This is a genomic window from Marinobacter sp. E2 (assembly GCF_055755345.1).
In genome coordinates this window covers 2,295,368-2,318,661 of the sequence record NZ_CM146911.1, presented here as the reverse complement: position 1 = coordinate 2,318,661, position 23,294 = coordinate 2,295,368, and the positions used below count along the sequence as shown (strand labels likewise).

General features: G+C 60.6%; 17 protein-coding genes. 10 read left to right on the top strand and 7 right to left on the bottom strand.

The features are described from left to right. Positions 1-65: 65 nt before the first annotated feature. The gene (locus tag AC0J1C_RS10570; RefSeq protein WP_473043799.1) at positions 66-944 is read right to left on the bottom strand and encodes an aldo/keto reductase; all 879 of its coding nucleotides are present in this window, start codon (positions 942-944) and stop codon (positions 66-68) included. Positions 945-950: 6 nt separating this feature from the next. Next, complete coding sequence (locus tag AC0J1C_RS10565; protein ID WP_473043798.1) at positions 951-2,618, bottom strand: alpha-amylase; 1,668 nt, start codon at positions 2,616-2,618, stop codon at positions 951-953. A gap of 456 nt (positions 2,619-3,074) precedes the next feature. On the opposite strand from AC0J1C_RS10565, the gene malE reads away from it, so the two are divergent. The 3 genes from malE (at position 3,075) to malG (ending at position 6,827) form a co-directional block, all read left to right on the top strand. Continuing rightward, positions 3,075-4,274 (top strand): maltose/maltodextrin ABC transporter substrate-binding protein MalE, encoded by a 1,200-nt coding sequence (malE, locus tag AC0J1C_RS10560; RefSeq protein WP_473043796.1) that lies wholly within the window; start codon positions 3,075-3,077, stop codon positions 4,272-4,274. 158 nt (positions 4,275-4,432) lie between these two features. After that, positions 4,433-5,926 (top strand): maltose ABC transporter permease MalF, encoded by a 1,494-nt coding sequence (gene malF / locus AC0J1C_RS10555; RefSeq protein ID WP_473043795.1) that lies wholly within the window; start codon positions 4,433-4,435, stop codon positions 5,924-5,926. Positions 5,927-5,936: 10 nt separating this feature from the next. Then, positions 5,937-6,827 carry a maltose ABC transporter permease MalG gene (gene malG, locus AC0J1C_RS10550; protein ID WP_375192434.1) on the top strand — a complete coding sequence of 297 codons (891 nt, stop codon included), beginning with the start codon at positions 5,937-5,939 and terminating at the stop codon, positions 6,825-6,827. Positions 6,828-7,085: 258 nt separating this feature from the next. Here malG and malK read toward each other — a convergent pair whose 3' ends face one another. The 3 genes from malK to AC0J1C_RS10535 form a co-directional block, all read right to left on the bottom strand. Continuing rightward, positions 7,086-8,201: a maltose/maltodextrin ABC transporter ATP-binding protein MalK gene (malK, locus tag AC0J1C_RS10545; protein ID WP_375192435.1), complete on the bottom strand. Its 1,116-nt coding sequence runs from the start codon at positions 8,199-8,201 to the stop codon at positions 7,086-7,088. A 32-nt stretch (positions 8,202-8,233) separates the two neighbouring features. Further along, positions 8,234-9,847, bottom strand: a complete 1,614-nt coding sequence (locus AC0J1C_RS10540) for an alpha-glucosidase (RefSeq protein ID WP_473043794.1) — start codon at positions 9,845-9,847, stop codon at positions 8,234-8,236. 255 nt (positions 9,848-10,102) lie between these two features. Beyond that, the gene (locus AC0J1C_RS10535; protein WP_473043793.1) at positions 10,103-11,479 is read right to left on the bottom strand and encodes a sodium:solute symporter family transporter; all 1,377 of its coding nucleotides are present in this window, start codon (positions 11,477-11,479) and stop codon (positions 10,103-10,105) included. A 169-nt stretch (positions 11,480-11,648) separates the two neighbouring features. Between AC0J1C_RS10535 and AC0J1C_RS10530 the strand changes: the two genes are divergently transcribed. The 3 genes from AC0J1C_RS10530 to AC0J1C_RS10520 all read left to right on the top strand — a co-directional run bounded on the left by AC0J1C_RS10530 (position 11,649) and on the right by AC0J1C_RS10520 (position 14,592). Further along, on the top strand, positions 11,649-11,969 hold the full coding sequence (locus AC0J1C_RS10530) for a TraR/DksA family transcriptional regulator (protein ID WP_375192438.1): 321 nt from the start codon (positions 11,649-11,651) through the stop codon (positions 11,967-11,969). Positions 11,970-12,189: 220 nt separating this feature from the next. Then, positions 12,190-13,959: an N-acyl-D-amino-acid deacylase family protein gene (locus AC0J1C_RS10525; RefSeq protein ID WP_473043792.1), complete on the top strand. Its 1,770-nt coding sequence runs from the start codon at positions 12,190-12,192 to the stop codon at positions 13,957-13,959. Continuing rightward, positions 13,960-14,592, top strand: a complete 633-nt coding sequence (locus AC0J1C_RS10520; protein WP_375192440.1) for a DUF2238 domain-containing protein — start codon at positions 13,960-13,962, stop codon at positions 14,590-14,592. Between the two features lie 7 nt (positions 14,593-14,599). Here AC0J1C_RS10520 and malT read toward each other — a convergent pair whose 3' ends face one another. Continuing rightward, the gene (malT, locus tag AC0J1C_RS10515) at positions 14,600-17,356 is read right to left on the bottom strand and encodes an HTH-type transcriptional regulator MalT (RefSeq protein WP_473043791.1); all 2,757 of its coding nucleotides are present in this window, start codon (positions 17,354-17,356) and stop codon (positions 14,600-14,602) included. Between the two features lie 249 nt (positions 17,357-17,605). Between malT and AC0J1C_RS10510 the strand changes: the two genes are divergently transcribed. The 4 genes from AC0J1C_RS10510 to AC0J1C_RS10495 are packed head-to-tail and all read left to right on the top strand — an operon-like array spanning position 17,606 to position 22,218. Next, positions 17,606-18,406, top strand: coding sequence for a C39 family peptidase (locus AC0J1C_RS10510; RefSeq protein WP_091986039.1), 801 nt, complete (start codon positions 17,606-17,608; stop codon positions 18,404-18,406). Positions 18,407-18,460: 54 nt separating this feature from the next. Next, the gene (locus AC0J1C_RS10505; protein WP_091986037.1) at positions 18,461-19,471 is read left to right on the top strand and encodes a flagellar protein FilC; all 1,011 of its coding nucleotides are present in this window, start codon (positions 18,461-18,463) and stop codon (positions 19,469-19,471) included. Positions 19,472-19,509: 38 nt separating this feature from the next. After that, positions 19,510-21,135: an OmpP1/FadL family transporter gene (locus tag AC0J1C_RS10500; RefSeq protein ID WP_091986034.1), complete on the top strand. Its 1,626-nt coding sequence runs from the start codon at positions 19,510-19,512 to the stop codon at positions 21,133-21,135. Positions 21,136-21,168: 33 nt separating this feature from the next. Beyond that, positions 21,169-22,218, top strand: coding sequence for a MalM family protein (locus tag AC0J1C_RS10495; RefSeq protein WP_473043789.1), 1,050 nt, complete (start codon positions 21,169-21,171; stop codon positions 22,216-22,218). A 4-nt stretch (positions 22,219-22,222) separates the two neighbouring features. On the opposite strand, the gene AC0J1C_RS10490 is transcribed toward AC0J1C_RS10495, so the two are convergent. Further along, the gene (locus AC0J1C_RS10490) at positions 22,223-23,257 is read right to left on the bottom strand and encodes a polysaccharide deacetylase family protein (RefSeq protein WP_473043788.1); all 1,035 of its coding nucleotides are present in this window, start codon (positions 23,255-23,257) and stop codon (positions 22,223-22,225) included. Between the last annotated feature and the right edge of the window lie 37 nt (positions 23,258-23,294).

Sequence of the window (23,294 nt, the reverse complement as noted above, 5' to 3'; positions counted from 1 at the left end):
CAACAATGGGACTAAAGTGGAAGTTTGGGTAACAATTTGTAGGTTGGTGAACGCCGTCCCAGCGTTCACGCGACCGGCATCTTGCGCATGGCTTCGAGCAGTGCAAACCACAGGGGCCGTGACAGTCGGGCCCGGCTGCCACGAAGCGCTGCCTGAATCCGGTCTGCGCGAAGTGAGCCCAGCACCGGAATGGGCGCGCCGGGAATCTGACGCAGCCAGGCGATGGCAAGCCCGGTTTCGCACAGCCCGGTTTCAGCCCGGGCGGCTTCCAGCAGGGGCGCAGGCAGGGCATTCGGCAAGCTGCCGCCGGCCAGCGGCGACCAGGCCAGCCAGCGCAGGCCGTCGCTCAGGTGGGCTTCCAGGGTGCCGTCGAACAGGGCAGCGGTGTGGCTCAGGGAAAGTTCACTCTGGTTGCACACCAGGGGCAATCCCGTGTGCTGTTTGAGCCATCGCCATTGCTCAGGCAAGAAATTGGAGACGCCAATGTGGCGTATCTTCCCGGCGCTGACCGGCCGCTCCAGACAGGCCATCAGCGAATCCGCCTCGAGCAGCGGGTCAGGGCGGTGAATCAGGAACGTATCAATCTGCTCAACTCTCAAGCGGGCCAGGGAAGCGTCGATGGCCTCGGCCACGTGGTCGGCTTCGGCCCGATAGTGCTTGGTGCGCCAGCCGGACGGGTCGCGGTGGGCGGGCACAATGCCGGTCTTGGTAATGATGCGAAGGTGGTTTCGCAACTCCGGCGCGGCTGCCAGCGCATCACCGAACCGTCGTTCGCACTCACCGTCGCCGTAGATGTCGGCATGATCGAAGGTATCCACGCCTTCGTCCAGGCGCTGTTCAATCCAGGCCGCGAGGTTGGCGGGGTGGCACAGGTCGGGATGGTCCTGCAGGCGCATCATGCCGGCAATCAGTGGGGTTTCCCCGAGAAAATCCGAATAGCTCATGATTGTTCACTTCTGTCCGAAGGCGATGACCACCGTGTCATCACCCTGAGTTCTTGAAAACACATAGGGTTGCTGGCTGATCAGCTTGTGCTTGCCGGCGCCCACGGCCGGGTGACGCTCCCGGAACTGTCCAAGTTTTCGCCAGTGCTGAAGGATGTCGCTCACCTCATTACCCTCGATGGCCGCCCAGTTCATGTCGGAACGGGTGCCCTGGTGAGGGTCGGAACCGGTCGCACCGAACGGCCGCCCGGATTCGTCGCCGTAGAATACCTGTACCGCGCCGGGGGTGAGCATCAGCGCGCCGGCAGCCCGCTTCTGCAGTATCGGGTCGTTGTCGGCAATCTGGCTGAACAGTTTCGTATCGTGGGAGGAGATATAGCTTAGCACGTTGAATGGGTCCGGCCCGTTTAGTCGCTGAGCGTAGTCGCTGTAGATGGATTCCATGGCCGGCAGACAGGCGGCACCGGCCCTGGCTTCCTCCTGCAGGTCGAAGTTGATGACGGCGTCGAATCCGGCATCGAAGTAGGCGCTCTTGCGCACGGAATGGGGGAACACTTCGGCCACCATCCAGAAGTCTTCTGCAGGCAGGGCAGCCTGCGGGTTCCGTCGGCGATAATCGTCCAACGCCGCCTGGGCGGCCAGCTTGAGTTCCAGCCAGGCCTCGGGCTCCACGTGCTTGGCGGTGTCTACCCGGAAGCCGTCCACGCCGAATTCCCGCACCCAGTCGGTCAGCCAGGAAATCAGGTAGTCCCGGACCGTGGCGTTCTCCAGCTGGGTGCTGCGTGAGGTCTGCTTGTTCTGCAGGAAGATTGGCAGATCCACGGATTCGCTGGCTTCGGTCTTGAAGTCGGGCAGGAAGGCCAGGGAGCCGCGCTTTTCGTCAATGGAGGCGTTGGGGGGCGTATCGTAATCGGCAATGCCGGCTCGAACCCAGTCTTTGCCCCACCAGCGGCGCCAGTCCGGATGGTCGTAGTCGATAAAGGCGTGGTAGGCATGGAAATTCTCCCAGGACTCCGGCTGCCAGTCGCCCCAGCGCTCCGGCAGATGCTTCTCGAAGCCCTCATACAGGGAACCAAAGTCAAAGGTCTGCATGTCCTGCAGGGTGCTGTAGCCCGGATGATTCATCACCACGTCCATCACCACGCGTATGCCGCGCTCATGGGCCTCGTTCACCAGTGCCCGAAACTCCTCCCGGGTGCCGAAGTTGGCGTCCGGCACGGTGAAATCGAGGGCATAGTAGCCGTGGTAGGCGTAGTGCTGGAAGTCGCCCCGGTCGCCGCCGCCAACCCAGCCGTGAATCTGTTCGAAGGGCGGGGTAATCCAGAGAGCGTTCACGCCCAGGGACTTGAGGTAGTCCAGCTTCTCGGTGAGGCCGACGAAGTCGCCGCCATGGAAGGTGCCGATCTCGTCCTTGCCGTCGGGTTTGCGGCCATAGTTCAGATCGTTGCTGGAAGTGCCGTTGGCAAAGCGGTCGGTTACCGCAAAGTAAACGGTGGCGCCGGCCCAGGTAAATTGGCCGGTGGCGGCGTCGGCTTCTTCAAGCAGAACCAGACCTTCCGCATCGTTGCCCGGGGTCATGGTCACGGTGCCATCGCTTACCCTCGCGGTTTTTCCGGTGTAGAAATCCCGAACCAGGGTGCCGTCCGGGAAGGCGGAGCCCACCGGAATCGTCATTTCGGCTGACGTCGCCTCACAGAATCCCTTGGTATCATTAACCGAAGGTGGTCCTGCCACCGCCATCGGTGTTTGTGGGTCCGTGCCCGGACCGGAGGCACAACCGGTTAAAAGCAGGCCGGTCGCGATACCGGCGAACAGCGGGCAGCGGCCCGGACAAAGTTTCGGGCTCCATGGGATGAGGCGTGGCATAAGAGGCGCTCCTGTTCGGTTTCTTCATTATTGTGGGTGCCATCAGAGCAGACTCCGCCCCGGGGTGGTAGACGGAATTTTCTACGCCTGACTACTCCCCTCTACTACGCCTCGGTGATTGAAATAAGGGGTGATGCGTAGTCGCGACATTTGTCACACAGTGCCAATACTCGCAAAAGAAACCTTTGCGTTCGGTCCGGCCCAACCACCTCGCGACTGGCCGGAAAACAACAATAAGGCAAGAACACACAGAGGAATTACCTGATGAATCGTCGAACTTTTATCCGCAGTACCCTCGCCGCATCCATTGTTGCTGCCACCTTCGGTGTTTCCGCGCCCGCTTACGCTGAAATTGAGGAAGGCAAGCTGGTTGTCTGGATTAATGGTGACAAGGGGTACGATGGCCTGCAGCAGGTCGGTGACTGGTTCACCGAGGAAACCGGAATCCCTGTCGAAGTTGCCCATCCCGACAGCGCAACCGACAAGTTCCAGCAGTCCGCCGCCACCGGCAACGGCCCCGACATCTTTATCTGGGCCCATGACCGATTCGGCGAGTGGGCCCAGAGTGGCATCATCTCCGAGATCAAGCCTTCCCAGGAGGTCATTGACGCCAACTACGATTTCACCTGGGACGCCGTCACCGTGGACGGCAAGAAGTACGGTTACCCGATGGCAGTGGAATCCATCGGCCTGATCTACAACAAGGGCCTGCTGCCGGAGCCCCCGGCGTCCTTCGAGGAAATCCCCGCCATTCACAAGGAGCTGGCCAAAGACGGCAAGCGGGCGATTCTGTGGGACTACAACAACACCTACTTTACCTGGCCAATGCTGGCCGCTGCCGGCGGCTACATCTTCGGCGAAAATGCTGACGGCACGGTGGACGTTTCCGACACCGGTGTGAACACCGAGGGCGCTATCAAGGGCGCGAAAACCCTGAAAATGCTCATTGAAGAAGGTGTGATGCCCCGCGGTGCCGATTACAGCGCCATGGAGGCCAGCTTCAACAAGGGCGAGACCGCGATGATGATCAACGGCCCCTGGGCCTGGGGCAACCTGGAGAAAAGCGGTATCGACTTTGGCGTTACCACACTTCCGAAAGTGGCTGGAGAGCCCAGCAAGCCGATGGTGGGTGTGATGGCGGCGACCCTGAATTCCGCCAGCCCCAACAAGGACCTGGCCGTGGAATTCCTCGAGAATTACGCGCTCTCCGTGAAGGGCCTGAAAATGGTCAACAGCGACGTTCCCCTGGGTGCGGTGGCCAACAAGGAATTTATGGAGGAGCTGTCGTCGAATCCTCACATCAAGGCCACTTTCGAGAACGCCAAGCTGGGTGAGCCCATGCCAAACGTTCCCGCCATGGGTGCGTTCTGGTCGTCCATGGGGCCGGCGCTGCAGAATATTACCTCTGGCCGCCAGCCTGTTGAAGACGCACTGAACGCGGCGGCCCAGCGGATTACCCGCTGATAGGCCCTTGACCGCCGACCGGCCGTACGCGGACCGGTTGGCGGATGTTGGGACCTGTGTGACACCCGACCGTTGCCAAACGGGCAACGGTCCTCTGCGGGCTGACTACAATGATAACCGATACCCTGTCCTCCTCCGGTTTTGAAAGCAGACCTACCATGACCCGAGTCTTTCTTAAGTGGGGTGCACTGGCGCTACTTGTCGCCGCTGCGCTCTACCTGATCCTGGCGCTCTACGTTCAGCGTGAGTTCGTATTCGCCATGCTGTTCCTGGTGCTGACGGCCTCTGCAGTGGCGGTTTTTGTGAGCAGGAAGCTCTACGCGCATCGCTATATCTTTCCGGCCATTGCCGGCATGGGCCTGTTCGTGATTTTTCCGCTGATGTACACGGTGGGCATCGGCTTTACCAACTACAGCGCCAGCAATCTGCTGAGCTTCGAGCAGGTAAAAGAAAACCTCCTCAGCCGCAGTTATCAGTCCGATTCCGTGCGCTACGATTTCGATGCCTACAAGACGCCGGATGGCTATGTTCTGTACCTCGAGGGCAAGCATCAGGATCTGGTAACCCCGCCCATCGATCTGGCGGCCGGTGAAACCCGGGCTCCTCTGTTCCCGGCCACCTCGGTTCCCGACGGCGAGCCGCTGCAGATACGGGATGTGATCAAACTCCGCCAGGAATTGGCCGGTCTCAAGCTGATTACCGATGACAACCGGGAACTCAGCCAGGCGTCGCTGCGATCCTTCGCCGCGATTCATCCGCAGTTCACCCTGCACGACAACGGCACCCTGACCAACCAGCAGACCGGCGTGACCTATTTCCCCGACCATGACATCGGATTCTATGTCAGCCCGGAAGGTGAGAAGCTGGTGCCCGGCTGGACCGTGAATATTGGTTGGGACAACTACGTCAAGGTTGTTACCGATCCGTCGATTCGCGGGCCGTTTTTCCAGATCTTCGTCTGGACGCTGACGTTTGCGGTGGCGACGGTGGTGTTCACGCTGGCGCTCGGCCTGCTTCTGGCCAACCTGCTGCAGTGGGACCAGATCCGGGGCAAGGGCTTCTACCGCACCATGCTGATTCTGCCGTACGCGGTTCCGGCCTTTATTTCGATACTGGTGTTCAAGGGGCTGTTCAACCAGAACTTCGGCGAGATCAACCTGGTACTGGAAAACCTCTTCGGCATTCGTCCCGACTGGTTCAGCGATCCGGCCCTGGCCCGCACCATGATCCTGATCGTGAATACCTGGCTGGGCTACCCCTACATGATGCTGCTGTGCATGGGCCTGCTGCAGGCGATCCCCCGGGACCTGTACGAGGCCTCGGCCATGGACGGCGCAGGGCCGGTGAACAACCTGTTCAATATCACCCTGCCACTGATCATCAAGCCGCTGATGCCGTTGCTGATCGCCAGCTTCGCGTTCAATTTCAACAACTTTGTCCTGATTGCACTGCTCACCGGGGGCGCCCCGGATATCATCGGTGCCAGCACCCCGGCCGGTACCACTGACCTGCTGGTGAGCTACACCTACCGCATTGCGTTCCAGGACTCCGGGCAGAACTTTGGTCTGGCCGCCGCCATTGCCACCGCGATATTCCTGGTGGTCGGGGCGCTGTCACTGATCAACCTCAAGCTGTCCAAGATCAAGGTGTAAGGAGCTTTTTATGGCCATGGTTGAACCCCGCTCCACCAAATACCGCGTGCTGGCGTCCCACCTCGGGATGCTGGCGTTCATCGCGATCATCCTGTTTCCGCTGCTGATGGTGATTTCCATCTCGTTCCGCAGTGGTAACTTCGCCTCCGGCAGCTTGCTGCCGGAAAACCCCTCGCTGGAGCATTGGTACCTGGCGCTGGGTATTCCTTACACCGGGGAAGACGGTGTCACTACCCAGCCGCCGTTTCCGGTGCTGCTGTGGCTGTGGAATTCCATCAAGATAGCCGTCATATCCGCCGTATTGATTCTCGCGCTGTCCACCACCAGCGCCTACGCCTTTGCGCGTATGCGGTTTGCCGGCAAGGGCTTTGTGCTCAAATCCATGCTGATTTTCCAGATGTTCCCACCGGTGCTGTCGCTGGTGGCCCTCTATGCGCTGTTCGACCAGATCGGCAACCACGTGAGCTGGCTGGGCCTGAATACCCATGGGGCGGTGATTGTGGCTTCGCTGGGGGGCATGGCCCTGCACATCTGGACCATCAAGGGCTATTTCGACTCCATCGACCGCTCCCTGGAAGAGGCGGCCATTGTGGATGGCGCCACGACCTGGCAGGCATTCCGGTACATTCTGCTGCCGCTGTCAGTACCGATCCTGGTGGTGGTGTTCATCCTGGCGTTCATCATGACCATCATGGAGTACCCGATGGCGTCGATACTGCTGGTTGACACGGAAAAGCTGACTCTCGCGGTGGGTGCCCAGCAGTACCTCTATGAGCAGAACTATCTGTGGGGCGACTTCGCGGCCGCGGCGGTGCTCTCGGGCCTGCCCATTACCGTGATCTTCCTCTATTGCCAGAAATGGATTGTCGGCGGCTTGACCGCCGGTGGCGTCAAGGGATGATGCCGTTGTTGTTCCCCCGACTTCCCTGAAGTCTCTCCCGGGCCGGCACGGAAGATCCCGTGCGGCCCTTACGCGAGTATCGCGTCTTCCAGCGTTAACTTTCGCGACCCGGTCAGGTTACTTTCCCCCCTGCTGACCGGGCTTTTTTTGTGCCCATAAAAAAAGGCCGGTACGTGACAGAACCGGCCAAAGGAGTAAGCCCTCAAGGGGCGACGACAGATCGAAAAAATGAGGGGCCAGCGGCCCCTCGGGGGTGGGTCAGAAGTCGATGCAGGGTTCGCGGTAGAGGCGGGGGCAGGCGGTACCGTCCTGCCGGAACAGGTGGCATTTGTTGGCGTTCATACCCAGGGTCACGCGGGTGCCTTCCTGAACCGGATTGCTGCCATCGGTGCGCATGGTAAGCACGCCCTCTACGTTGTTCACATCCAGGTGCACCAGGGTCTGGTAACCCAGGCGTTCAACCACGTGCACTTCGCCTTCCAGGTACATGTCCGCCTCCTGGCCCTCGGTGAGGTGCTCGGGGCGGATGCCAAGGGTGACGGTTTCACCTTCTGTAAGCCCGTTGCCGTTTACCGGTAGCTCCAGTTTGTGGTTGCCGGGAAGTACCACGGTGACCGCCTGGGCACTGGCAGCAGCCACAGTACAGTCGATGAAGTTCATCTTCGGGGAGCCAATGAAGCCTGCCACGAACCGGGTTGCCGGGTAGTGGTAGAGTTCCATGGGCTTGCCCACCTGGGCGATGGCGCCGTTGTCCAGAGCGACAATCTTGTCGGCCATGGTCATGGCTTCCACCTGGTCGTGGGTCACGTAAATCATGGTGGCTCCCAGCCGTTTGTGCAGACGCGAGATCTCGATGCGCATCTGCACACGCAGGGAGGCGTCCAGGTTGGACAGGGGTTCATCAAACAGGAACACCTCGGGCTCGCGGACGATGGTCCGGCCAATGGCCACCCGCTGACGCTGGCCGCCGGACAGATCTTTTGGCTTGCGCTCAAGCAGCTTGTCCAGCTGCAGCAGGTTGGCGGCGTCCTGGACCCGACGGTTGATCTCGGCCTTGTTGGTTTTTGCCAGTTTCAGGCCGAAGGCCATGTTCTCGGCCACGTCCATATGCGGATACAGGGCATAGGACTGGAACACCATGCCCACTTCCCGCTCTTTCGGGGGCAGGTCATTGACCCGATCGTTGCCGATGTACATGTCGCCTGAGGTAATGTCTTCCAGCCCCGCGATCATGCGCAGCAGTGTGGATTTACCGCAGCCCGAAGGCCCGACAAACACCACAAATTCGCCGTCCTGGATGTCCAGGTTCACGTTTCGGGTTACCTGGGCTTCGTCGTAGCTTTTGCAGATGTTGCGTAAAGTGACGCTGGCCATAAGTCTCGTCTTCTTGTTGGTTCAGTGAGGTCTCAGATCCGGGCGATATCCACGCCCCAGGGTCCAAGGGTCAGTTCTTTGCCGTGCCATTGGCCACCCACAAAATCCGGGGTGTCCGGTTCGGAGATGCCGGCATGGGCCATGGCAATGGTGGTCGGGGTGTCACTGAGGTTCAGGGCGACCATCAGGGTTTTGCCATCCAGGCTTCGGGTATAGACCAGTGTGTTCCTGGGGCTCTTTCTGAACTCGATGTCGCCCGTGAGCAGCACCGGCTGGCGTTTGCGCCATCCCAGGAATGCCCGGTAGGCCGCCAGTACCGAATTGTCTTCGGCATGCTGGATCGCCACCGCGGCGTTGTAATGATCATCATAAACCGGCAGCCATGGCCGCGCATCGGAGAAGCCGGCGTGGGACTCCTGGTGATGCCAGACCATGGGAGTGCGGCAGCCATCGCGGCCCTTGTATTCGGGCCAGAAGTTGATGCCGTAAGGGTCCACAAGGTCTTCGTAGCGCAGTTCGGCTTCGGTAAGCCCCAGTTCCTCGCCCTGATAAATGCAGACGCTGCCACGCAGGGTGAGCAGCATGGCCATGTAGGCCTTTAGCTGCTGCTCGGATTGCGCGTTCCAGCGGGTAGCAACCCGGGCAACGTCGTGGTTGCCGATGGCCCAGCAGGGCCAGCCGTCGGTGAGCTTACCTTCGATGGTGTTGACGGTCTTGTGGAAGAAGTCGGCACCGTGCTGCTCGGTAAGCAGGTCGAAGGAATAGGCCATGTGCAGCTTGTCGCCGCCGCTGGTGTAGTCCGCCATGGTCTGTAGCGAATTATCGTCGCCGATTTCACCCACGGTAGTAGTGCCGGGGTACTGATCGAGCAGTGCCCGCAGGCGTTTCAGGAACTCGATGTTCTCAGGCCGGGTCTTGTCGAATTTGTGGAACTGGTAGGCGTAAGGATTTTCCTTGCGCACGCCTATGGAGCCTTCAGCCACGGCCTTGCTGGCCGGATTGTCCCGAAGCCTGGTGTCGTGGAAGCAGAAGTTGATGGCGTCCAGGCGAAAGCCGTCCACGCCGCGATCCAGCCAGAACTTCACATCCGACAGTACCTGTGCCTGCACCGCCGGGTTGTGGAAATTCAGGTCCGGCTGGCTGGTCAGGAAGTTGTGCAGATAATACTGCCTGCGACGGCTGTCCCAGGCCCAGGCGGAACCGCCGAACACCGACAGCCAATTGTTGGGAGGCGTGCCGTCGGCTTTCGGATCGGCCCACACGTACCAATCGGCTTTCGGGTTGTCCCGGCTGGCGCGACTTTCAACAAACCAGGGGTGCTGGTCTGAGGAATGGCTCAATACCTGGTCGATCATGATCTTCAAGTCGCGCTTGTGGGCCTCCGCGATCAGTTCGTCGAAGTCCTCAAGGGTGCCGAAAATCGGGTCCACGTTGCGGTAATCGGAGACATCGTAGCCGAAGTCCTTCATCGGCGAGGTGAAGAACGGCGACAGCCAGATGGCGTCTACGTTCAGGCTGGCAATGTAGTCGAGCTTCGCGGTGACGCCCGGCAGGTCGCCAATGCCGTCGCCGTTGGAGTCGTAAAAACTGCGTGGATAAACTTGGTAGATGACGGCGCCACGCCACCAGTCCGGGTTCTTGATCATGTAGCCTCGCTTGTTAAACCGGCGGTAAACATTCTTATTGTTGAGAGTGGGAGAAGAACTACCCAACTAGACTTGAGTCATACTGCGGCCGGCGGCGCTGCCATTCATCCTCCTGCGCTACTTTTTGTTGGCGTAGTCGGGGGGAGGAGGGGGGCGTAGTAGGGGTGAGACCGGGAGACGCCCCCGGGCGGGGGCGTCACCGTTTTGATTGTCAGGGCAGTGTGAGTGGGCCCTGGCAGGCGATACCGAGCGTGGTTACGCTGCTTTCCTTGTTTTCGAAGACACACCGGCCCAGAGGAGGCTCACCAGACCGGAGCCCGCCAGAGCACCGACGAAAGGCATCAGCGTCGGGATGCCGCCCGGGAAGCTGGCGGCTTCCAGGCCGGCTATGAGGCTGCCGCCGGCCAGCCAGCCGGGCAGAATGGCGCCAATCACGCCTGCCAGGCAGCCCAGGATCGCGGCTCGGGTGGTCATCCGGCCCCACAGGCCCATCAGCACCGGCAGGATGGCGGTGGCACACAGCAGGTCGGCAATCAGGAACAGGCGAAGCACCGAAATGCCCTGCAAGGCCACCAGAACCACCGGAATCATCAACAGCACGATAAACCAGCGAGCGCTGACGATGGACAGCCCCCGTTTCTCCGTTACCGCCAGGGAGGCGAGGGCATTCTGAAGGGTGTCCACGGATGAGGCCACCAATGTGATCGCCAGGATCAGGGACGGCAGTGCCAGCCAGGCCGGCGCATCGGACAGCAGTGCAAAAAAGGGAATGGGCGGGCTGCCAAGATCGGCGCCGCTCATCGCGGCCATAATGCCGAGGCCACCGACCACCGCCACCACGCCAATGGTTACCACACCGCCGAGCAATGCACCCCGGCTGAGTGCATCAGTATCCCGGGCCGACCACAGCCGCTGCCAGTAGCCCTGGTGGAACAGGTTGGCAGCGGTTACCGCGATGATCAGGGTGAGGGCCACGCTCAGGGCAGACGAGGTCGGGATGTCCGGAAGCGCCGCCGGTGCAGTCTCCGGCAGTTTGCCCAGAGCCACAAAACTGACGATAGCCAGCAGGCCAATCAACAGCACGGCCTGCCACTGATCGGTCACGATGCTGGCCCGAAGCCCCCCGATCGCCGTGTAGAGCAGGGTGGTAACCGCCACGCCAATCACCACAATGCGACCATCCACGCCGGACAGCAGTGATGTAATGGCACCGATGGCGGTGAGTTCCGCGGTCAGGAAACAGAGCATGTAGAGCACGGAAATCAGGGAAACGTAGTGGCGAACGCCTCGCCCGTAACAGGCATCTGCAAACTCTCCGATACTTCGGCCCTGCGGCAGGAAGCGCCGGATGGCGGGACCGCAGAACGCGAAAACGATGAACGGCAGTGCCGCCCCGAGGGCATAGCCGGCCAGCGCCACCGGGCCTACCAGGGCGCCTACCTCGGGCGGCGCAAACAGGATCCAGCCGCCCATTCCCGAGGCCAGAAACGACAGCCCCAGTGCCCTGGCGCCCTGGCTGTTCCGGGCGGTGACATAGTCATCGAGGCCGCCGTCAGCGAACCGGGCCCGAAGCCCCAGCCAGGCAAACAGGATCATGGCAGCCGCAATGGCCGCGAATGTGGTGTACAACATCAGGTGATTCTCCGCCGGGAATGGAAATAGCGCTGGCGCAATAGTGCCATAACGGCGTTATTCGGGCGAGGTTCACACCGGTGTCCCGTTTTTGACAGGCATCAATTCAAGGTTCAGCTTATGCTTTACTGTAGGCACATGTGATCCCCGCACGGGCAGGAGAGGCACTATGACGAACCGGAAATCGGAACTGGAAACGCTGCGGGCAGACCTTACCGCCCGGCTGTCCCGCTATGAGGCGCACCAGCATCGCACCGACGGCGCCCTGGACAAGGACTTCGAGGAGCAGGCCACCCAGACGCAGAACGATGAAGTGGTGGATTCCCTGGAAACCGAGACCCGGGCCGAGCTCGCCCAGATCGAGCGGGCCCTGGAGCGCATTGAAAACGGCGTGGGCGACGAGTGTGAGTCTTGCGGTGAGCCGATTGATCCGCGCCGTCTGCAGGTGCTGCCCTATACCACTGTCTGTGTGGATTGCGCGGACGACTGAGGCCGTTCAAAACTGGCAGGGACGGTGGCAACTGCGAGCTGATCTGATACAGATATCCGCTGCGCTCCGCATCGACGGCCACAGTCAGATGTGAATTCGTTAAACCGCAGTCCTGAGCGTTTTCGCCAACGGGAACGGCAGGAAATGTTGTCCTGGTCTGGCTAGACTGAGGCTTCAGAACAACAACAGCATCAGACCAATAACAAGGAAGCCCGACACCGTGGACCTGCTCGATACCCTTATTGTTGGCGGCCGCTACTTCGATGGAACCGGCCAACCCTCCCGAATGACCCATGTGGGTATCAAAGATGGGAAAGTTACCCGCCTGTTTGACGAGGAACCCGATCACGCCCTGGCGCGCGAGGTGATTGATGCCCGAGGTTGCTGGGTCACACCGGGTTTTCTGGACACCCACACTCATTACGATGCCGAGTTGCTGGTGTCGCCTTCGCTCTCGGAGTCTGTGCGACACGGCGTAACGACGGTGCTCATTGGCAGCTGTTCGCTCAGCATGGTCTGCTCCGAGGCCGAGGATGCCTCGGACATTTTCACCCGGGTAGAGACCGTACCCCGGGAAAAGGTCCTGCCCATACTCCAAGAGTACAAATCCTGGCGCTCGCCCCGGGAGTGGGTCGAGTTTGTGGATCGCCATCCCCTGGGCCCCAACGTCATCAGTTTCCTGGGGCACAGCGACTTGCGCACGGCTGTGATGGGGCTGCACCGTGCAACCGACCGGGCGGTCACCCCTACCGGAGCGGAGCAGGCACGAATGGAGGGTTTGCTGGAGGAGGCCCTGCAGGAAGGCTTTCTCGGCCTGTCGACCATGTGCCTGAAGTGGGACAAGGTGGACGGCGATCGGGAATGGTCCAAGAGCCTGCCGAGCACCTATGCCCGCTGGCGGGAGGTGAGCCGCCTGAACCGCATCCTGCGGCGCTACGGCCGGGTGCATCAGGGTGCACCCAACGCCGCCAACCCTCTCCAGGTAACCCAGTACCTGAGGGAAACCCTGGGCTGGCTGCGCCGCCCCCTGAAGACCACCCTGATTGCCATGATCGACCTCAAGGGCAACCCCACCGTGCGGCCTATGGCCAGCCTGGTGGGCTGGCTGGCCAATACCCTGGGCGGAAACTTCCGCTGGCAGTTGTTGCCGACACCCTTTACCGTCTACGCCGATGGCATGGACATTGTCCTGTTCGAGGAGTTCGGTGCCGGCGAGATGGCGCTGGATATCCGCGACCAGCTGGAGCGCAACGAACTGCTCAAAGACGAGCAGTACCGGCGCAAGTTTCGCAAGTTCTACAAGGAGAAGCTCTCGCCCCGGGTCTGGCAGCGGGATTTTGGCGATGCGGTGATCCTTGATTGCCCGGATCCGTCCGTCGTTGGTCGCAACTTTGCGGATCTTGCGGCGGAACGGGGTGTTCACGTGGTGGACTTCTTCCTGGACATGGTCGTGGCCCATGGCCGAGCATTACGCTGGTTCACCACCGTGGGCAATCACCGGCAGGACCGCCTCCGGAAGATGGTGACGCATCCCGGCGCGTTGATCACCTTCTCCGACGCCGGTGCCCACATCCGCAACATGGCTTTCTACAACCTGCCTCTGCGGTTTCTCAAGCTGGTGCGCGACAGCCACGAGGAAGGTGCTCCGATCATGTCACTGGAGCGAGCGGTTCACCGCCTCACCGGTGAACAGGCCGACTGGCTGGGTATCGACGCGGGCCATCTGAGGGTGGGTGACCGGGCCGATGTCGCCGTGCTGGACCCCCGCGGGCTGGACCAGGATCTGGAGCGAGTGGAATGGGCGGAAATGCAGAATTTCGGTCTTGAGCGCATGGTCAATCGGGTGCCCGGTTGTGTGAAGCATGTGTTGATCAACGGGCGCAAGGCGGTCACCGAGGGTGAGGTTGAACCGGATCTTGGCCGCGACAGGGGGTTCGGTCGCTTCCTCAGGGCTGGCGCAAGGGAACAGACAGTAACGGAAGGAGCGTGAATGACTGACAGACTGGCCCCCCTGGCATGGGTTATCGCCTTTCTCGCGGTGTTTTTGTGGTCTGCCATAGATCCGAGGGATAGGATGACCTGGGTGTTGGAAGTGTTGCCCGCGGTCATCGGTTTTGGCCTGGTGATCTGGTGTTATTTTCGCTACCCGCTGACCCCGCTGGTGTATCAGCTGATCCTTGTGCATGCGGTTATTCTGATGGTCGGCGGTCACTACACCTATGCCGAGGTGCCGGCCTTTGACTGGTTCCGGGACTGGTTCGGCTGGCAGCGCAACAATTACGACAAGCTCGGGCACTTTGCCCAGGGCTTCGTTCCGGCCTTGATCGCCCGCGAACTGGTGATCCGTTTCGGGGTGTTTGCGCGCCGGGGCTGGCCGTCTTTCTTTATCGTGTGTTTCTGCCTGGCCCTGAGTGCTTTCTACGAACTCATCGAATGGTGGGTGGCACTGCTGAGCGAAGAGGCTGCAGAGTCGTTCCTTGGCACTCAGGGTTATGTCTGGGACACCCAGTCCGACATGGCCTGGGCGTTGTCCGGTGCCATTCTTGCTCTGATGCTGCTGGGTCGGCTGCATGATCGGCAGCTCCAACTGCTACCCCGGGGAGGCCCTGCAACCGCCCGGTGACGGGACACTAATCCCCCTGAATCTTGCTCAGCAGGTCCTTGGCCAGTTCGATCGCCTCCGAGCGATGACTGATGTTCTGCTTCTGATACAGGCTGCGGATGTGGGTCTTGACCGTAGTCGAGGCCACCTTCAGGTGTTCGGCAATTTGGTCGTTGGAGAGGCCGGCGTGAATCAGGCTGAGAATTTGCCATTCCCGGCGGGTAAGCGGCGAGGTCCGGATCAGCTCGGGCACATCCGGGCGGTCAATGATGTCCTGAATGATGGCCTCGTCCAGAGAAATCCGGATCGCCCGGCTGAAATCCCGTTGCTGCTGCGCCAGCTGGATCAGGCGTTCGGCCCGTTGGAGCTCCATTCCTTCAATAGCCTGTTCGTTGATCAGCGCCTTGAGCAGAACAATCAGCTCCTTGCCGAGGCGCAGAAAACTGCCCACCGCACCTGTGGTGCTGGCCAGCTCCAGTGCGGTTTTCATGTGGCTCAAGGCCGTGTCGCGATCATCGAGCTGCCAATACAGATAAGCCAGGGCAATGTGGTTGCGGTTCAGGTCGGTTTTCAGTCCGAACTCGCCGGCCACCGATGTCAGCGCCTCCAGCAGGGGCCGGGCAAGCTCGTACTGGCCAAGACTGATCAGTGCCCGGGCCTGGTTGCGGCCATTGCACTGGTTGAAATGGTTGGTTGCCGACACCGGATCGCAGGGCGGGGCGATGGTCAGCCAGCGCTGGATGGCGTCGTGATCGCGCACGGCGTCCCAGTAGGAAAGCATGGTGGCGTGGGCATTGGCGACCCAGTCCAGGTGATAGTCACTGGAGGCCAGCATCTTCTGCATCTTGGCAATGTAATCGGCGCACAGACTCTGCCTGCCACGGGCCTGGGCCACCTTGGCGAGGGAGGTGTAGCTCTGCACGTACCAGCGTTCGCCCTGGGCCTCGAGAATTTCGATGCCCTGAAGGGCGCAGCGCTCAGCGCTCTCCAGGTGGTGCCACTCCCACATGATCTGGCTGCGGATCCGGAACAGGAATTCCAGGATCGGCAAATGGTTCAGGTGGTTTTCCTCGGCGTACTGGAAAGCGCGTTCCTGGATATTGTAGGCCTTCTGCAGCAGCCCCATGGCCACGCTGATCTCGCTCTGCTGGCACAGGGCCCAGAGCACGTTCTGGTGCGCCTGGTGTGCGCGGGCCAGGTGCTCGGTGTCCTGCATCCTGGCCAGCGCCTCTTCCAGTTCGCCCTTCACAAACAGCGCCTCGCCAATCACCGAGGCGGCGGCCACCCGCGAGGTTGGCAGGAAGCGGGCCTCCTGCTCTATTGCTTCGCGGGCGAGAACGAGGGCCCGGTCGCCGTCGCCGTAGTTCATGGCCACCTGCGCCCGGATCGCGCTGAATTCACCGTGCACAGCCCGCTGGGTGTCCTGGCTCATGGAGGCCTGCAGCCGGGCCTCCGCTGCCGACAGCCAGTTCTCCACTTCATCGAACTTGTACTGGCCCTGGGCCACCCAGGCTCGCAGCAGGGTCAGCGTGGGATCATCGGCAATAATCTCCTGGGGCAGGGTGTCCAGGCAGCGTTGCAGCAGGCTGAACTGGCCCTCGGTGAAGAACTTGCGACCGTGAAGAGTCAGTACCCGGGTGATGCGCTCCGGATCTTCTGCCGCAATGGCGTGCTTGGCTGCTTCTTCCGCGTGGTTGAGCTCCAGCCAGGCATCGGTTGCCCGTTGGTGAAGGTCGCGCTGGTTCTCGCGGGTGGTACAGGTAAGCAGATGGCGCAGATACACTGAAAAGAGAGGGTGGTACCGGAACCAGAGGGCGGAGTTGTCCACCGGAGTAATGAACAGACCCATGGAGAGCAGGCTGCTCAGTAGCGCCTGACCGTCGGTGTCGTCCATAACCCGCATCACCATGCCGGCGTTGAACCGGTCCAGAATACTGGTTCGCATCAGGAACCGCCGCTGCTGATCGGTCAGATCACTGCCGAGCAGTTCGTCGAAATAATCAAAAATGTTCTGATTGCCCTGTTCCAGCTGATCCACGAACTCACTGAACTCGATGCTGGTGGCGGAAGAGGCCGACAACAACTGGAGAGCGGAGATCCATCCCTCGACCCTGCGCACCGCACGTTCTATGCCCTCCCTCGAGACCTCGAACGGCAGTCTGGCCTGCAGATAGTGCTGGGCCTCGTCCGGGGTGAATCCGAGATGGCGGCTGGTGATCTCCGTGAGCCTGCCCTGCATCCTCAATTGAGCCACCCCGACCGGCGGAACGGTGCGGCTGACCAGAACCAGGGTGAGGTAGCCCGGAAGGTGTCGGAGCAGGAAACGCAGTGAGTCATGGATGTCTGGATTGCTGATCAGGTGGTAATCATCCAGCACCAGATACAGTGGCTGGTCGTCCTGGGGCAGCGCTGCCAGCAGGTCCGTGAGAAACGATTCGAGGTTTGCGTAGCCACGGGTCTGCAGGCTGGCCAGCACGCCTTCACAGGCGCCGCCCGTGGCCTCGTTCAGAGCTTTGGCCAGGTAGCCCGCAAACCGACCCGGGTCGTTGTCGCCAGATTCCAGCCGGAACCACGCCGAGCGGGCCTCAAGCGTCGCCAATCGTTCGGCAATAGTGGTGGTCTTGCCGTAGCCGGCCGGTGCATGCACCAGAAGCAGGCTGACCGGTTCCAGGCCGTGGAGCAGGTCGTTGAACTTCTCTCTGGGCAACAGGGCCGGAGGCGGTACCGGGCTCTGGTTCTTGGCGGCAATAAAGGTGATCTGTCCCGGATTCAGTGTTGTTGTCATCAGGATCTACATCAGGAAGTGAAGGGTCTGGATAAGTGTTGATACCGGCTTTGGGTCCTATCGTCAACTGTTGCCAATTGCCCGAACGGTGTCTTGAACCAGTTCTCAAAAGCGGTGTGCATCCCGGCGGTTGCTGCCACAGATTTGAGGCACAGTTATCTTTCAGGCGCTGGTGATTTCGGTATCTTACCGTAACAACGTGTAACCCGGCGCTGGTCGGGGCCAATAAAAACAGGACGTTCGACTGACATGCTGCTGGTGCTCGCTGGATCCCTTCTCACATTCACCATGGTGCAGGAAGCCACCGTTGTGGAGCCGTTCGAGAAGAACACCATTGTTATCGAGCAGGATGTCGACGCCAGTCCGGTAGAACTGAGACTGGATGCGCGGGTAGAGCCTCTGGTGGAACAGAAGTATCGGAACATCGTTCGCCAGGCCTACGACTACAGCTGTGGCAGTGCCGCGCTGACGACGGTGCTGAATTTCTACCTGGGGCGAACCCTGTCGGAACGTCAGGTTATGGAAGGCTTGCTGCATTACGGCGAGAGCGAGCGCATTGTCGAGCGTCGGGCCTTTTCGATGCTCGACATGAAACGGTTGGTGACGGCCCTCGGCTATCCGTCTGGTGGATTCCGCGCCACCATCGATGATCTCAAGGACCTGGACCATCCGGCCATCGTTCCCATTCACCACGCCGGGTTCAAGCATTTCGTGGTGCTTCGCACCATTCGCGACGGTCGGGCCTATGTGGCTGATCCCTCGGTCGGAAACATTTCCTTCACGCTGGCGCAGTTTGAAGAGAAGTGGGACGACAACGTTCTGTTCATCGTTTTCCCGGGCAGTGACAAACCGCTTGATAACCTCGAGCTCAAGGAAGAGGACCTTCGCTTTGTGGATGACCAGACAATGACCCTCCTGGCGCTGGAGCGGATACCGGCATTTCACGAGGCCACCGAAAGGCGCATCCAGAATCTGCTGGAACGGCAGAAGAACAACCCCGACGGCAGTGTCGAGAACACCCGAAAACAACTGCACTACCGCCGGAACTAATCTTCCGGGGCTACCCCGGGTCAGGACTGAGACAAATAAAATAAGGGAGTCAGGATGAATCGTTGGTTTGTGCGAGGTTTTATCCTTGTTTCCACGGCAGGTCTGCTTCCGGGTATGACCCTGGCGCAGGAAGGCAGTGTAGACCAGGCCCGCGAGGCACTGGCCAAGCAAGAGGGCGACGAAGATGCGTCCCAGCAGCTTGAGGAAGTGTTCCAGGCAGCCGAGAAGAATTACTCGCTGCAGAAGAAAGGCTCCCATTCGCTGAACTACTCGTTCGATTACTCCTACACCGCAGACCAGCGTCTTGATCTGGCCATTACCAATGGTTCGGTGCGCAATCTGGATGTGGTCCCGTCGGCGACCCACAACTTCACCAACGCGTTCTCCTACGATTACGGTCTGCTGGATAACCTGACCGTGGGCACCCGGATTCCGCTGGTGGTGAAGTACGATACCCAGGATGAGTTGACGGTTTACGATTTCGGCGACATTTCCTTCACCGGGCGCTGGCAACCCTTCGCCTATGTCCCCGGCAAGATGTCGACAACGCTGTTTGGCACCCTGACGACCAAGACCGGTGTCAGCCCCTACGAAATTGACATTCAGGAGCAGCTGTCCACCGGCAGCGGTTACTACTCCATCGGCGGCGGCGCAAGCCTGTCGAAAGTGCTGGATCCGGTGGTGGTGTTCGGTTCGGTCAGCGCTACCTATAACCTCCCGGCGGAGGATCTCCAGCAGGTACGCGGAGCTCGCCTTCTGGAAGAAGTGGATCCCGGCTTCGGCCTCTCTGGCTCTGCCGGCTTTGCCTACTCCCTGTCCTACGATATTTCGCTGAGTATTTCGGCCCAGCTGAGTTACAGCGATGAAACCGTGCTGACCTTCTCCAACGGCGACCAGGCGGTGGCGCAGGACCAGATGACCGGTTTCCTGAGCATGTCTCTGGGTACTCGGGTGAGTGACACGACCATCATTAATACCAGCCTGGGTATCGGCCTTACCGAAGACGCGCCGGACTTCTCGCTGGGCGTCTCCCTGCCCATCAATTTCTCCGGACTCAAAGAGTGATTGGTGTCGTTCGCGATCAACGGGAAGGGAAGCATTTCATGGCACAGAACAGCCACAACCGGCAGATTCTCGCGGCCCTGATCGCCACCACCATCTCGTGTGGTGCCCAGGCTCAGCTGGCTCAGAACCTGACCATCCATCCCAAGGCCCTGGCCCTCGGGAACGCGGTGACGGCCGATCCGCCAGGGCTGATGGCCATCCATTACAACCCTGCCGGTCTGACCAAGCTCGAGGGTCGTCAGCTTGAAGTCAACCTGATGAGCGTCTACCTCGATATCGACGCCGATTTCACCGCTCCGGAAGGCTATGAAATTTTCGGAATCGACGGTCTTGAGATTGATCCGCTGACCGGAAAGCAGCGGGATCCGGTAGCCAATACCCACAGCCACACCAACAATGTAGCCCTGTACATCCCCGGCTACGGCATTCTGCGCGCTCCGCCGGGTCCGGCCGTGGCACCATCGGCGGGAGTCAGCATCAATCCCCCCGGATCCAAGCTCACCTTTGGTAACGCCTTTTACCTGCCGCTTGCGGCCGGCTTCTATAGGGATAAGGACGATCCCGGTCGCTATCAGCCGCAGGCTACCGCCCTGCAGAGGACCACCTATCTGTCGCCCACCGTCGGGTACGAGATCAACGACGAATGGTCCGTGGGGGCGGGGATTCACCTGTCTCACATGGGTATTGCCGCCGATCAGTACATGCGGGCCCCGAATATGCTGCTGGGCGTGGCGGAGATTCTGCAGGATGCCTTTAACTGCGAAAGCGGTGATGAGCCGCTGCAGCCGTGGCTGGCGCTGTGTGGGGGCAACGTTGGCCCCTGGGACGACATTGGCGCCCTGAACATCAACGTGCAGGAGACCCTGTCGCCCACCTATGCCCTGGGCGTGATGTGGGAGCCAACGGACTGGTTCAGCTGGGGGGCGAGCTACACCTCCGAAGCCGAAATGAACATGAAGGGCACCTTCGAGATCCAGTACACCGATGACTGGTCCGGCTTCTGGCAGAGCGTCAACGGCTCCGTTCTGGGTGCCATCACCTCGGCCATCCTCAGTCTGCCGTCCGGCGCGCCGAGGGAGGCCGGGAACGTCAGCATGGATCTGGTGTACCCGCAGCATTTCCAGACTGGTATCAGTGTCGATGTGCATCCCAAGCTCACCCTGAATGCGGACATTGGCTGGACCGACTACAAACAGTGGGACGCCTTCGTGTTCCGTTTCGACCGCAACCTGGAATTCCTCAATGCGGCCCGTATCCTGTCACCGGATAACGCAACTCCCAATACCCTCAGGCTGCCCCTGGGCTTCAAGAGCCAGTGGAACTGGGCCTTCGGCATGGAATTCCACGCCTCCTCCCGACTGGATCTGCGGGCTGGTGTCGAGATCCGGGATTCGGTCATTCCGGACGATCAACGGCAGGTCATGGCGCCCTTCGGTGGCGCCAACCTGTACAGCGTCGGCATGGGTTACAAGTGGGATAAGGACACCGAGATCGACATGAACCTGAGTTACCTGCATTCCATCGAATCCATTCCTGCCGACACCAGCTGTAACGTAAACTGCGACAATATCACCAACATTATCTACAACCCCTACGCCGGGCTGGATATCAAGACGTCGTTGAGGGTTGTCATGGCGGGGCTCAGTTTCCGAACCAAATTCTGAGGTCCGTTACTGTCCGGGGAGATGCAAACCGTCGTGACCGAAGCCGCGAGACTGAAACCGCTATGCATCCTGTTGGCTGCTGTTCTGGCCGGCTGCCAGCTGGGCGGGTCGACGGTCTCGGAACGGGAAGGTTATTTCACCTGGGTGGATGAGCAGGGCAGGGTCCGTTACTCGCCCATCGTGGATGGCAGCTCCGGAGAGGCCGAAGAACCGGCGCAAACTGCCAACAGGCCGGATGCCGCCGAACAGGGTTCGGGGACAAACAGAACCCTGTCTTCGGCGCTTGAAGAGGAAACCGAATACACCCTGGAGAATTACCCGGATGCCGAGCAGCTGGCCCGTGACGGCTATGTTCGCCCGGGTGAGCGCCAACCTTATTTTACCTGGCGGGATGCCCAGGGCAATGTCCGGGTCAGCTACTACCGGCCGGATACCCGCCCGGAGGGTGAGAAAGGCCGGGTCGAGCCGCCGGTGCAGCTTACCGAGGCCAGCGTTTACCACCGGCCATCGGAAACAACAGCTACGCAGTCCCCACCCGCAGGTGACCCCGAGGCCTTTGCCATTCTCGGTATCGACTCCGGTGGCCCGGGTTTTCTCCAGCGTTTTACCGACACTTGCTGCGACTCGCTGGACGCGGGCTATGAGCAATGGCAGCCGGATCGGGAGTTCGGCATCAGTCTGGATCAGGATTCGCCCAGACATGACTTTCTCACCGGAAACAGCCGGTACCAGTTGATCCAGCTACCGGAGCCCGGGGCAGGTGGAGACGCGTTCCTGTTCCGCCTGCGCTCTTACGTCAGGAACGGCGTGTTCGTGCCTTCGGTAGTATTTCTGGATGACCAGCGGCAACCTCTGCGTCTGGTTACCGATCTGGTGATGGCATTCACACCCGAGAACTGGCACCGCCGGGGTTATCTGGAAGCCGTCATTCCGGCCTTTCCGGGACGGGGAGAACGATGGCTGCTGGTACTGACCAGGTCGGAGGACCTGGCCGGCCAGACAGTGATCGAGACCGGCTCCGGCCCCAAGAAAATTCCCCATGTTCCGGTGGGCGAAATCGGTTTGGAGGAACTGGAGCCCTGAGGGCTCAGTCTTCCGGTTGGCTCAGGTCCAGCCATTGCTGGGAAAGCCAGTAATAACGCCCGTTGCCGGCGGGGTGGGTACAGTTGTAGCGAAAGCGCCGGCTGTCAAAGCCGCCGGGTGCCGTCACCCGTACGGTGTCATTGATCACCTCAAAATCTATCCGCCCTTTTCCTGAGGCAAAACAGGTCAGGCGGCTCGCATCCATCGCATCCACCAGCGGGAATTCGAGCGTGGGCGGGTTCTTCGAAATCACACCATCGGGCAGCTTACCGGTGTCAATCGGAAACGCCTTGCTGGTGAGTTTGGTTTCCAGGCTGCCCAGCTGGCCATAGGCGTTCGCCATCGGAAAGCGTGGCAGGCGGGTCGTTGCGGTTTTCGGGCCAATGGCGCCGGATTGTTGGCCGAAACCGTACCAGCCGCGCTTTTCAATCTCGCGCTCAAGGCCCTCATCGAATTCGCCGTAGGGATAGGCAAACATCGGGGCGGGGTCTTCGAGCTGGCTTTCCAGGGCTTCCTGGGCCTCATCCAGGCTCTGTGTAATCCGCTTCTGCCAGGCCTCGGGGGATTCACCGGGCTTGCGGGCCAGGTGTCCGTGGTCGGCGCTGTGGTTGGCGATGGTGACCCCTGGCCGGGCGGCCAGTTCCCGAATCTGATCCCAGGTCATGTAGCCCCGACCGCCAACGGCATCGGTATTGACGAAAACGGTGTAGGGATAATCCCGCTCGGCGAGCATGGGGGCAGCCTGGTGGAAAACAGAGTCGTAGGCATCGTCGAAGGTAATGGCGATCCGGTTTTCCTCGGGCTGATTGCCGTTCCGGGTGTTGCGGGTGCCTTCCAGGAGGGGCACCACCTCTAGGCCAAGGTCGTCGATCATTTCCAGCTGTTTGCGAAACAGCGACACCGACGTGGTTGTCGCCGGCGGCGTGCTGTCACTCACATGGTGATACTGGAGGACCACGAGATCGGCCCTCGCGGCCGCGCTGACGGTAACAAGGATGGCCGCAGCCGCAAGCGGGCTCAACAAGGCTTTCATTGGCATGGATCTCCTGTTTTTCATCATGATTTTTCAGGTCTCG

Bases quoted from the DNA above. Each gene is read 5' to 3' on its own strand.
- AC0J1C_RS10540 (WP_473043794.1), bottom strand. From the start codon at position 9,847: ATGATCAAGAACCCGGACTGGTGGCGTGGCGCCGTCATCTACCAAGTT.
- malK (WP_375192435.1), bottom strand. From the start codon at position 8,201: ATGGCCAGCGTCACTTTACGCAACATCTGCAAAAGCTACGACGAAGCC.
- malT (WP_473043791.1), bottom strand. From the start codon at position 17,356: ATGACAACAACACTGAATCCGGGACAGATCACCTTTATTGCCGCCAAG.
- malG (WP_375192434.1), top strand. From the start codon at position 5,937: ATGGCCATGGTTGAACCCCGCTCCACCAAATACCGCGTGCTGGCGTCC.
- AC0J1C_RS10505 (WP_091986037.1), top strand. From the start codon at position 18,461: ATGAATCGTTGGTTTGTGCGAGGTTTTATCCTTGTTTCCACGGCAGGT.
- AC0J1C_RS10565 (WP_473043798.1), bottom strand. From the start codon at position 2,618: ATGACGATTCCGGTGGGCTCCGCCTTCCCGGACGGCACCCTGGTTCGG.
- malF (WP_473043795.1), top strand. From the start codon at position 4,433: ATGACCCGAGTCTTTCTTAAGTGGGGTGCACTGGCGCTACTTGTCGCC.
- AC0J1C_RS10510 (WP_091986039.1), top strand. From the start codon at position 17,606: ATGCTGCTGGTGCTCGCTGGATCCCTTCTCACATTCACCATGGTGCAG.
- AC0J1C_RS10490 (WP_473043788.1), bottom strand. From the start codon at position 23,257: ATGCCAATGAAAGCCTTGTTGAGCCCGCTTGCGGCTGCGGCCATCCTT.
- malE (WP_473043796.1), top strand. From the start codon at position 3,075: ATGAATCGTCGAACTTTTATCCGCAGTACCCTCGCCGCATCCATTGTT.
- AC0J1C_RS10530 (WP_375192438.1), top strand. From the start codon at position 11,649: ATGACGAACCGGAAATCGGAACTGGAAACGCTGCGGGCAGACCTTACC.
- AC0J1C_RS10500 (WP_091986034.1), top strand. From the start codon at position 19,510: ATGGCACAGAACAGCCACAACCGGCAGATTCTCGCGGCCCTGATCGCC.
- AC0J1C_RS10535 (WP_473043793.1), bottom strand. From the start codon at position 11,479: ATGTTGTACACCACATTCGCGGCCATTGCGGCTGCCATGATCCTGTTT.
- AC0J1C_RS10570 (WP_473043799.1), bottom strand. From the start codon at position 944: ATGAGCTATTCGGATTTTCTCGGGGAAACCCCACTGATTGCCGGCATG.
- AC0J1C_RS10520 (WP_375192440.1), top strand. From the start codon at position 13,960: ATGACTGACAGACTGGCCCCCCTGGCATGGGTTATCGCCTTTCTCGCG.